The organism is Vibrio sp. ECSMB14106 (assembly GCF_000972265.1).
In the GTDB taxonomy this organism is placed as follows: domain Bacteria; phylum Pseudomonadota; class Gammaproteobacteria; order Enterobacterales; family Vibrionaceae; genus Vibrio; species Vibrio kanaloae.
The window spans coordinates 66,064-76,387 of sequence record NZ_LAUM01000031.1 but is presented as its reverse complement, the minus strand read 5'-3'; the positions used below and the strand labels follow the sequence as shown (position 1 = coordinate 76,387).

8 protein-coding genes and 1 pseudogene are annotated in these 10,324 nt (G+C 43.3%); 2 read left to right on the top strand and 7 right to left on the bottom strand.

Going from position 1 to position 10,324, the window contains the following annotated elements:
- Both WR49_RS17880 and tal read right to left on the bottom strand, forming a co-directional pair.
- Window positions 1-586: pseudogene (locus WR49_RS17880) on the bottom strand (transketolase); the annotation flags it as partial.
- A gap of 89 nt (window positions 587-675) precedes the next feature.
- Window positions 676-1,626, bottom strand: a complete 951-nt coding sequence (gene tal / locus WR49_RS17875) for a transaldolase (RefSeq protein ID WP_017058112.1) — start codon at window positions 1,624-1,626, stop codon at window positions 676-678.
- A 459-nt stretch (window positions 1,627-2,085) separates the two neighbouring features.
- Between tal and WR49_RS17870 the strand changes: the two genes are divergently transcribed.
- Window positions 2,086-3,087, top strand: a complete 1,002-nt coding sequence (locus tag WR49_RS17870) for a sugar-binding transcriptional regulator (RefSeq protein WP_017058113.1) — start codon at window positions 2,086-2,088, stop codon at window positions 3,085-3,087.
- A 133-nt stretch (window positions 3,088-3,220) separates the two neighbouring features.
- Here WR49_RS17870 and WR49_RS17865 read toward each other — a convergent pair whose 3' ends face one another.
- The 5 genes from WR49_RS17865 to moeA form a co-directional block, all read right to left on the bottom strand.
- Entirely contained in the window at window positions 3,221-5,500 is a 2,280-nt protein-coding gene (locus tag WR49_RS17865; protein ID WP_046224912.1) for a putative bifunctional diguanylate cyclase/phosphodiesterase, read from the bottom strand.
- A gap of 385 nt (window positions 5,501-5,885) precedes the next feature.
- Window positions 5,886-6,734, bottom strand: coding sequence for a sulfurtransferase (locus WR49_RS17860; RefSeq protein WP_046224911.1), 849 nt, complete (start codon window positions 6,732-6,734; stop codon window positions 5,886-5,888).
- Between the two features lie 86 nt (window positions 6,735-6,820).
- Window positions 6,821-7,135 (bottom strand): hypothetical protein, encoded by a 315-nt coding sequence (locus WR49_RS21180; RefSeq protein WP_082082796.1) that lies wholly within the window; start codon window positions 7,133-7,135, stop codon window positions 6,821-6,823.
- Window positions 7,136-7,431: 296 nt separating this feature from the next.
- On the bottom strand, window positions 7,432-8,208 hold the full coding sequence (moeB, locus tag WR49_RS17855; protein ID WP_046224910.1) for a molybdopterin-synthase adenylyltransferase MoeB: 777 nt from the start codon (window positions 8,206-8,208) through the stop codon (window positions 7,432-7,434).
- A 12-nt stretch (window positions 8,209-8,220) separates the two neighbouring features.
- Window positions 8,221-9,456, bottom strand: a complete 1,236-nt coding sequence (gene moeA, locus WR49_RS17850) for a molybdopterin molybdotransferase MoeA (RefSeq protein ID WP_046224909.1) — start codon at window positions 9,454-9,456, stop codon at window positions 8,221-8,223.
- 203 nt (window positions 9,457-9,659) lie between these two features.
- Between moeA and folE the strand changes: the two genes are divergently transcribed.
- Entirely contained in the window at window positions 9,660-10,313 is a 654-nt protein-coding gene (gene folE, locus WR49_RS17845) for a GTP cyclohydrolase I FolE (protein WP_017058118.1), read from the top strand.
- Window positions 10,314-10,324 lie beyond the last annotated feature (11 nt).

Genomic DNA, 10,324 nt, shown 5'->3' with positions numbered 1-10,324 from the left:
CCTCAACTTCACCATCGATAGAGATGCCGTTGTCATCCCAGAAAGCAACCAGCTTACCAAGACCAAGCGTACCTGCTAGAGAACAGGCTTCGTGAGAAATGCCTTCCATCAGACAACCATCACCCATGAATGCATAAGTGTAGTGGTCTACGATATCGTGGCCTTCTTTGTTGAACTGAGCAGCAAGCGCTTTCTCAGCCATTGCCATACCAACAGCGTTAGTGATGCCTTGACCTAAAGGACCAGTAGTCGTTTCGATACCTGGTGCGTAACCGTACTCTGGGTGACCTGGCGTCTTAGAGTGCAGTTGACGGAAGTTCTTAAGGTCTTCAATTGAAAGCTCGTAACCTGCTAGGTGAAGCAGAGAGTAAATCAGCATTGAGCCGTGGCCGTTAGACAGGATAAAACGGTCGCGGTCAGCCCACTCTGGGTTTGCTGGGTTGTGGTTTAGGTGAGAGCGCCAAAGTACTTCAGCGATGTCAGCCATACCCATAGGTGCGCCTGGGTGACCAGAGTTTGCTTGTTGAACACCATCCATGCTTAGAGCACGGATAGCGTTAGCAAGATGCTTTCTAGATTGAGTCATAATTGCTTCCAAATAGAGTTAAAGTTTGAAATAGTAAATTTGATATGAAGAGGGGAACGCAAACGTTCCCCTTTTTTAATTCTTAGTGATTACAGCTTAGCTGCGATCATGTCTTCTAGTTTGCCTTGGTCAACGGCGAAGTTGCGGATGCCTTCAGCTAGCTTTTCTACAGCCATTGGGTCTTGGTTGTGATCCCATAGGAACTCAGCGTGAGTCATTGCAGCAGGACGCTCTTTAGTACCGTTAGAGTCGATTAGCTTCTCTACTACTTCGCCTTCCGCTGCTTCTAGGTCTGCTAGAAGTTGAGGAGCGATAGTTAGACGGTCACAGCCAGCAAGTTCAAGGATCTCGCCGATGTTACGGAAGCTTGCGCCCATAACAACTGTCTTGTAACCGTGCTCTTTGTAGTAGTTGTAGATGTCTGAAACAGAGATTACGCCTGGATCTTCTGAAGCTTCGAAATCACGACCTTCTTTCGCTTTGTACCAGTCCATGATGCGACCAACGAAAGGAGAGATAAGGAATACGCCAGCTTCAGCACAAGCACGTGCTTGAGCGAAAGAGAATAGAAGCGTCAGGTTACAGTTGATGCCTTCTTTCTCTAGGATTTCAGCTGCACGGATGCCTTCCCAAGTAGAAGCCAGTTTGATAAGGATACGGTCGTTAGTGATGCCAGCGTCGTTGTACATTTTGATAAGCTGACGCGCTTTAGCAACGCTGCCTTCCATGTCGTAAGAAAGACGAGCATCTACTTCAGTAGAGATGCGACCAGGTACCACTTTCAGGATTTCTTTACCAATGTTCACGTTAAGCATGTCGCAAGTATCTTGAACTTGTTGTGCTTTGTCTTCGCTTTGAGCTTTAGCGTATTCGATAGAAGCATCGATTAGAGGTGCGTACTCAGCAATTTGAGCGGCTTTAAGAATTAGAGATGGGTTAGTTGTTGCATCTTCAGGAGTGTACTTGCTGATAGCTTCAATATCGCCAGTGTCAGCTACAACAGTGGTTAGTTTACGAAGTTGCTCTAATTTATTGCTCATTTTGATCATCCTATGTATCGCAGAAGACCTCTTTAATGGGAGAGGTGCGGGCATTTGCAAGCTAACTAATGAAGTTTCTCAAGGTTGTACCAGTGAATTAAACTTACATTAATTTAAATTTTTCTTCGAACGAACATTTGCACGGAACATATGATCGATCGATGAGTAAATGATGTAGCCATATTTATCCGATCTAGCGTCAAAGTCAACGGTAAATGGTGCTGTATGGTGACTTCAGTCAAATATATTTCGCTCTAGTAATTATGGGGTATGTAAGCAAACGTTTAACGGTCAAATTGAGCCTAACTAATCAATAGCCCAATCAAGGTTACCATGCTGATCAAATGTTCCTTGTTGTTACATATGTTCGGGGTGTAAACTTGTTTATCGCTTACTGAACTCTCCTATATTAGGAAGTACAGCAGGTAAAATAATTGTTAAATATTGGTTGAGTGGTATATGAGTAACAATATCCAAGATGTTTCCGAAGAAAACACTGATCTCCTAACTGAAGTAGCGGTTGCCTATTACCAAGATGGGGCAACCCAAGAAGAGATCTCTAAGAAATTTTCTATCTCTCGTGCAAAGGTTGGTCGAATGCTCAGGCAAGCTCGAGATGAAGGTATTGTTGAAATCACCGTGAAATACCACCCCGTATTTAGCGCAAAAATCGAACAACGTTTGATAGAGCGTTTTGGTGTAAAGCGTGCGCTTGTAGCCTTAGACCAACCGAATGAAGATAAGCAAAGACTGCAAGTAGCAGGCTTAGTATCCAACTATCTGACCAGTACCTTGAAAAACGGCATGGTGGTAACGGTTGGACAAGGTCGTAATGTATCTTCAGTCGCTCACCATACTGGCGTAATCACGCCACGTGACTGTAAGTTTGTATGTGGTATCGGCGGTATTCACCCAAGAGGTGGTATGTTTAATGCCGACCATATATGTAGACAGTTAGCGAAAAAGTACGGCGGTTCATCAGAAACGCTATACGCGCCTGCTTATGCAGAGAATAAAGCGCAAAAAACAGCATTCATGGAAAACAGCACCGTTAAGCAAACACTCGATCTAGCCCGAAAGGCTGATGTTGCTTTAGTCGGTATCGGAGATATGAGCGAAAACAGCTACATGGTCGACTTAGGTTGGTTTACTGCGGGTGAGGTGGTTCAGTCTCGTTTACTACAAGGTGTGGTAGGGGACTTTGCTGGCTATGACTTTTTTGATGTATACGGTAAAGCGGCAAACACGGTAATGAGTGACCGAGTCATTGGCTTAGGCTTAGAAGAGTTTCGCCCAATAGCGGAAGTCATTGCCATCGCAGCCGAAAACAGTAAACCACTCGCTTTGTTAGGTGCACTAAGAACGGGCGTGGTAGACGTGATTGCGACCAGTGTAAGCAATGCTTTGACCGTACTTAACTTGGATGAGCAGATGAAGCATGCTGAACTCCAAGACTCATGATTGTTTTACAATTGTAGGGCAATAGATCCACGTTATCTTCTTAGTTTCTAGAGCTCAAAGACAGCAAATTTAGGCTCCCCTTTTGTGCGGTTAGTTATGAGATTGATGTCTGACGTATTGATCTTATTGCTTTCTATTTCAATGGTTTAGTTGAAGATAGATAATTGCATAATTCATCATATGGAACAGGACGAGAGAAGTAATAACCCTGTATCAAGTCACAGCCACATGATTTGAGGATAGAGAAATGTTCATTCGTTTCTACGCCCTCCGCCAATACCACCATCCCAAAGTTCTTACCTATTGCAATGATGTTTTGTACCATTGTGAGCGACTGCAGGTCTACAGTAATGTTTTCAATGAAGCTCTTATCTATCTTTAGTTCATCGATAGGGAGTACCTTCAACATACTCAATGAAGAATAGCCAGTACCGAAGTCATCCAGAGAGATCTTAATATCATTTTCTTTGAGGGCCTCGAAAATTGGCTTCACCAAAGTTACATCTTCAATGAACAGGCTTTCGGTGATCTCTAGTGTTAGGCAGCTTGCTGGCAACTGATATTCTTCGAGTACGGTAAGCAAATGATTAGAGAAAGATTTATGTGAAAATTGACGGACAGATATGTTGATCGATAACCCTATTTTTTGCTCGGTTGTCTGACGTAAATGAGCGATTTGCATAACGCTAGACTCGATGATGAAAGTGCCTAGCTTTTGCATTAAACCAGTGCTTTCAGCTATCGGTATAAATACATCGGGTGGAATAAAACCTAGTTCGTCATCAATCCAGCGTACGAGTGCTTCTACACCATGAATGCTATCATCGGCACGGACCAGCGGTTGAAAAACCATGAATAGAGTTTGTTTCTCTATAGCAATGCGTAGCCTTTGTTCTACCTTCATTTTGTAAAGGTGGGCTTCTTGCATCTCCTCCGTGAAAATACTGTACGAGTTTTGATGCTGTTTCGCCTTATACATTGAGATGTCAGCTGAGCGAAGCAAACTATCTAAGTCTTTTCCGTGTTCTGGGAATATCGCGATACCAATACTGCACCCCAATAAAAATTGAGAATCATCAACATCGTAAGGTTGGGACAGTACTTCTATGATGCGTTCTGCTAGTCGTTTAATTTCGGTATCATTTGTTAGTGGTGTTAGGAATAAAAATTCATCACTGGATTCCCGAACCAATAGACTTAGCCGAAAGCGGAACCTCATTAAACGCAAAGCGATCTGTTTGAGTACCTTATCGCCATAGTCATGGCCATGTGTATCATTGACACATTTAAAGTTATCTATATCGATAAACAATAGTGAGAATTGCTCTGACTCTTGTTCAAGCCATTTGCCAATATTTCTTCGCATGTATAAACGGTTGGGTAGGGAGGTCAATGGGTCGTGATTGGCTTGGTAAATCAGTTGACTCCGGGTACGTTGCTCGTTCTTTGCGATTGACTTAACTAGGACGTAGAAACCGATCTGAAGTAAAATAAAGGCACCGAAGATAATGCCAAACTCTTCTACAAAGATATTATTGATATGAGAAAGGTCTGTGCGACCGATTACCCATAGTTTGTAATCTGGGATGTATTTAGCGCTGACTAGTGAGTGGTATGTACCATCGTTTATGCTGAAAGAGTACGTCTTTTTGTTGGCTTTGGCTTCTTCGATACTGAAAGGAATTTGTTCTAAAAAACTTTCAATTATTCGTGTCATAACATCATCATCAACGGGCTTCGAATAAGCGTCGAGAGATTCTATATCGCTAGAAAAAAACTGACGATAGTTGTCGGATCTCAGCAAAGTTAGCGTGTTGTAGCTGCCTGCGTGTGCATTGTTTTCGAACACAATCGTGCTGTCTAAGCGTAAACCAGCACTCATGACAGCATCAACATTCTTGCCATCGATTGAAATTGATTTTCTTAACGGGATAACTAGGCTGTTTAAAGACTCTTGAAAGTAAGTCCGTCCCAAAACCATCTTGTCACTCGCCATTGTCTCTAAAAATGAATGTCTCGTGTGCGGGTCTTGGAGTAGATTTTTTTGATCTGATAGCTGAAGGTTAGAGCTGATAAAAATGTAGTCGCCCTGAGCGTTGAGCAGCCCAAATGCTGCGATAGCAGGGTGGGTATCAAGTAATTTGTCTAAAAGTGGACGGATTTGAATTGCAGCTGTTCGAGTAAAGTCTGACTGCTGGGCAAGCTGATGCCCAACGACTTCTAATAAAGCTTCTTGGCTTGTTAAGAGAGAGCTAACTGAGCCAGAAAAAAGTTCAACTTGAATATGTTGCTGCTCGATGAAATCATCTTTGTTTGATTGCCACTTCGTTAAGCCCAACCCAGTGAAAAGTATCAGAGTACACAATACGATCAGAGCGTACAGCGACCAGATATTTTTCTTAAATAGAGCCATGGCATGCCTTTTGTTTGTTACTGTTTTTAACAGAGTGAAAGGGACAATATACTGGTTTTTTAGGGTGATGCATGTAATCAAGGATACAAACACCAACAATTAAAGTATCGATAACTGAATAGTATAACGACTACGAGCTGATATTCTTGAGAAAAATATTAGCGTTCAGAGTAGTGATCACTATTAACCTATGATCGTTCACAGTTTATGTTAGTCAACAATGTCGCTTGTTGTGCAATAGTGTTTATAATTTTTTGGTTTTACATTACGGTAATCGCTAATCACGTCGCAAAGAATTTATTCCATGGGACTTCAAATCGCCATTTTGAGTAAGCTCTTTGCAGTCGCGTACTGTATTCTAATGGTAGCAATAAACGAAGTTGAATTACTGATTTGTAATCGCAATAGGGAGTTGTTCGTTGGCGCCCCATTCCGTCCACGACCCATCATAAACGCCCATTTCACCTGAATACCCAGAGAGTTTAGCGGCTAATAGAATGATACAAGCCGTTACACCCGACCCGCAGCTAAAGAACATAGGCTGAGAGGGAGTTAAATTTAACGCTGAAAAGACGTCAACTAGATCTTCTTGAGGTTTCAATTTACCTGCACTTAATACTTGTGCGAATGGCAGACAAATCGAGTTGGGAATATGGCCGCTGCGTAAGCCTTTACGTGGTTCCGGTACTTCCGAATCGAAACGAGCTTGTGAACGTGCATCGATAATGTTTGCGCTCTTGTTATCGGAAAAACGTTGGATTTGTTGAGCATTTACAAAGTAGTTGTCTTGAATGTTGCCTTCAAAGTTGCCCGGTTGTACCTCTGTTTTGTAGTCGGTGTCCGTTGGGTAGCCGGCTTCTATCCATGCAGGTAAACCACCATCTAAGATGTAAACGCTTTTGTGTCCCATTGCCATAAACATCCACCATGCGCGAGGGGAAGCAAAGGTTCCAGAGTTATCGTAAACCACAATCGTACTGTTTTGGTTGATGCCAATTTCTTGTGCGCGTGCGTTGAAGTGTTTTTCGGACGGGAACATGTGAGGAAGTAGGGTGTGCTTATTACAAAAGTCTTTGTCGTAATCAAAACGAATCGCGCCAGGAATCATTTGTCCTTTAATCTTTTCCGACTCGCTTGGGATCTGAAATTCGATACTGGCATCTAGGGTGACGATGTTGTCTTCTGCTAGTAAACGTTGTTGCAGTTGTTCCGGTGAAATGAGTGGCTGATTCATTCTTCTTATGTCCATTTTTGTTGTTATAGCTATTTGTGAAGCTATATCGATTATTGTAGTGACATCGATGAGTGTCGTTATATCGATTAATGTGCAGTTCGACAGTGGATGAACTGATAACTGCTTTGTCCGGTTATTTGATTGTTTAATGTATCAAGTGCGACCACAGAATCAATAGGGCAGTCTGTAGTTGGTGCAATGGAAACGCGAAATACTTGATTATCTTCTGTCTGGACGGTGAGGTAACGTCTATGCCCATCTAGCGATTGAGTAAGGGTGTTCGAAATCACTTTTGCGTGAATGCGCTGTCCTGTCTCTGAGGTCAGAGGGAAATAGGCGAGAGTCAATAATAAGCCCACACCACACATTAAGATAAATATCCCTGTTTTTAACTGTTTCATGAGAGTAAGTCTTTGAAGGTTATCTGTAAAAGAGTAAGTGAGATTACTGGTAAAGTGAATGAAGCCAAGCAGAAAAAAACATTCGGCCTCTTATTTGAATAACACACAAAGTGAATATTTCGACTTACTTTAAATTTATACAGAACCAGTTATGAATTAGTAGCCCGGTTTTAGTGTTCCGTTGGCTCGTGCTGTATAGAAAGCTGCATTGGGCGTGTAAAAAAGCCCTGACTATGGGGTCAAGGCCTTGTGAACAATACTTAGCAATGAAAACCTAGCAATTAAAACCTACGCATTTAGATGATGGACGAAGGTTTGTCGGCTTTTCCACAAACCGAGCAATTAGGCATCTTCATTAAATTCATTTCCCTCCAACTGTGTGACATAGCATCGAGAATCAATAGCTTGCCTTGTTTGGGTTGTCCAAATTGAGCAATAACTTTGATGGCTTCTAAAGCTTGTGCAGCACCAACCATTCCAAGGATAGGAGCCAATACTCCGGCTTCGACACAGCTTAGCGCTGCATTGCCAAATAGGGCGCTTAAACACTGGTAGCACGGTGCGTTTTCATCTTGATAAGTGAACACGCTAATCTGACCTTCCATACGAATAGCAGCGCCAGATACTAATGGTGTTTTTGAGGAGTAGCATAAGCGGTTAAGTTGGTTGCGTGTTTCAACGTTGTCACAGGCATCAAGAACTAAGGAGTGCGCTTCAATTAACTTCGCAAGCGCTTCGTCATTCAGTCGATGATCAACGGTCTCAACCGTTAGGTGAGGGTTCAATACCTGCAGTGATTCTGCGGCTGAATCGACCTTTTTCCTACCAATGTCGGCATCGGTATGAAGTACTTGTCGTTGTAAGTTAGAAAGTTCAACAACATCATCGTCGATAAGAGTTAGCTTACCAATACCTGCAGTCGCAAGGTATTGAGAGGACGCACAACCTAAGCCTCCTGCACCTAATACTAGGATTGAGCTCTGTTTCAGCGCTTCTTGGCCTTCAAAATCAAACTGTTTGATAATAATTTGGCGGTTGTAGCGAAGCATCTCCGCATCAGACAGTATTTCCATCAATAAGCCTCGTTAGTAAAGCGTCGAGTTAAACAGTTGAATCTGAACCGTTTCGCCTACTTCTACACGGCCACGTTCTCGTTCAAGCACCACAAAGCAGTTTGCTAAGCTCATAGAGCGGAAAGCGCCAGAGCTTTGGTTGCCTGTTGTCTCTACCACAAATTGACCGTTTTCAATTGAGTAAATACCACGCTGGTAATCCGTGCGGCCAGGGCCTTTTTTGAATGCCGATTTCGTGATAGCAGGAATAGATTTCGGACCTGCCCACGCAGTATGACCTGCAAGTTTCGCGAGCATAGGTTGTACTAACACGTACATAGTCATCATTGCCGAGACAGGATTACCCGGTAGGCCGCAGAACCATGCGTTATCGAGTTCACCGAATGCGAATGGTTTCCCCGGCTTGATTGCCAATTTCCAAAAGCCGATTTGACCAAGCTCTTCTAGGATGTCTTTGGTGTAATCCGCTTCCCCCACACTTACGCCACCAGAAGTCACGACAACGTCTGCCAACTCTTGAGCTTTCTCAAATGTTTCTTTCAGTGTTTTAGGGCAATCAGGGATGATGCCGAGGTCGATGGCTTCACAACCAAACGCTTCGATGAGCGGTTTAATACCGTAGCGGTTGCTGTCGTAGATCTGACCATCTTCAAGCGGTTGCCCTAATGGCTTTAGCTCATCGCCAGTAGAGAAGAAAGCGACTTTAGGTTTATGTAACACTGTCACGTGGCTTACACCCAATGAAGCAATCATTGGAATGTCACGAGGCGTTAAGCGTTCACCGCGGCTAAGAACGATGTCGCCTCGTTTGATGTCGTCACCCGTCGGGCGAATATTGTTATTTAGTTTGATGTCGTCTTGAAGGATCTCAACTCCAGCGTCTGTCTCGACCGTATTTTCTTGCATGATGACAGCATCACAACCTTCAGGGATTTTTGCGCCTGTCATAATGCGAATACAGGTGTTGCTTGGCCATTCGCCTTCAAACGGTTGGCCGGCAAACGATTTTCCCGTTAAAGGTAGAGTTTTGTTGTGTTCTAAATCGGCAATACGCAGCGCGTAACCATCCATTGCTGAATTATCAAAAGGAGGTACGAAAATAGGGGATAGTATATCTTCAGCAAGTACATAACCTAGTGCTTCAGCGAGAGGAAGAGACAGAGTCATTTGGATTGGTTTGATTGGTGACAGCAGCTTATCTAGTGCTTCTTCAATTGGCATTAAGCCCGGAGCGTCGCAACAGCCCATAATTGAAATCCTTTAATCGTTATTATTTTGACTTGGTGGTTGGGTCTATTGAGTTTATGAAAACTCGCCAACGAAATTGCAGCCACCTTAGCATAGTTTACGCCCCGTAAATAATGACCTCCCTTAAAATATGGGTGTATTTATTCAAAATTACGAGTATCCTTGTTTGCCATCCAGACGGGGTAATAGAAAGAGGAAGTTCAATGTCAGGTCTTAGCGAATCAGCGAAGTTAGTTAAAGATGCGCTAGCAAGCCGTGGGTTAGAGACACCAATGAGTCCTAACCAGATTAGCCGAGAAGAGAAAAAGGAACGAATCGAACACCATATGCGTGAGATTCTAACTCTCCTTGAACTTGATCTTACGGACGATAGCCTAGAAGAAACGCCACAGCGTATTGCTAAGATGTATGTGGATGAAATTTTCTCTGGTTTGGATTACGCCAACTTTCCTAAGATTACCGTCATTGAAAATAAGATGGGTGTTCGTGAAATGGTACGGGTGAAGGACATTACTGTGACCAGTACTTGTGAGCACCACTTGGTTACTATTGATGGTAAGACGGCGGTGGCGTACATTCCTCAAGGTAAAATCATTGGTCTTTCAAAAATCAATCGAATCGTCCGGTTTTTTGCACAACGCCCCCAAGTTCAAGAGCGCATGACGCAGCAGGTCCTTGTTGCACTGCAAACGCTATTAGAAACTGATGATGTTGCTGTCACTATGGATGCGGTTCACTACTGTGTGAAGTCTCGTGGTGTGATGGATGCAACCAGCGAAACGACAACAACTGCACTGGGTGGTATTTTTAGATCAAACCCAGCAACGCGCCACGAATTCTTACACGGCCTGCGTTAATACGTCGTTTA

Bases quoted from the DNA above. Each gene is read 5' to 3' on its own strand.
- WR49_RS17865 (WP_046224912.1), bottom strand. From the start codon at position 5,500: ATGGCTCTATTTAAGAAAAATATCTGGTCGCTGTACGCTCTGATCGTA.
- WR49_RS17870 (WP_017058113.1), top strand. From the start codon at position 2,086: ATGAGTAACAATATCCAAGATGTTTCCGAAGAAAACACTGATCTCCTA.
- folE (WP_017058118.1), top strand. From the start codon at position 9,660: ATGTCAGGTCTTAGCGAATCAGCGAAGTTAGTTAAAGATGCGCTAGCA.
- WR49_RS17860 (WP_046224911.1), bottom strand. From the start codon at position 6,734: ATGAATCAGCCACTCATTTCACCGGAACAACTGCAACAACGTTTACTA.
- moeA (WP_046224909.1), bottom strand. From the start codon at position 9,456: ATGGGCTGTTGCGACGCTCCGGGCTTAATGCCAATTGAAGAAGCACTA.
- WR49_RS21180 (WP_082082796.1), bottom strand. From the start codon at position 7,135: ATGAAACAGTTAAAAACAGGGATATTTATCTTAATGTGTGGTGTGGGC.
- tal (WP_017058112.1), bottom strand. From the start codon at position 1,626: ATGAGCAATAAATTAGAGCAACTTCGTAAACTAACCACTGTTGTAGCT.
- moeB (WP_046224910.1), bottom strand. From the start codon at position 8,208: ATGGAAATACTGTCTGATGCGGAGATGCTTCGCTACAACCGCCAAATT.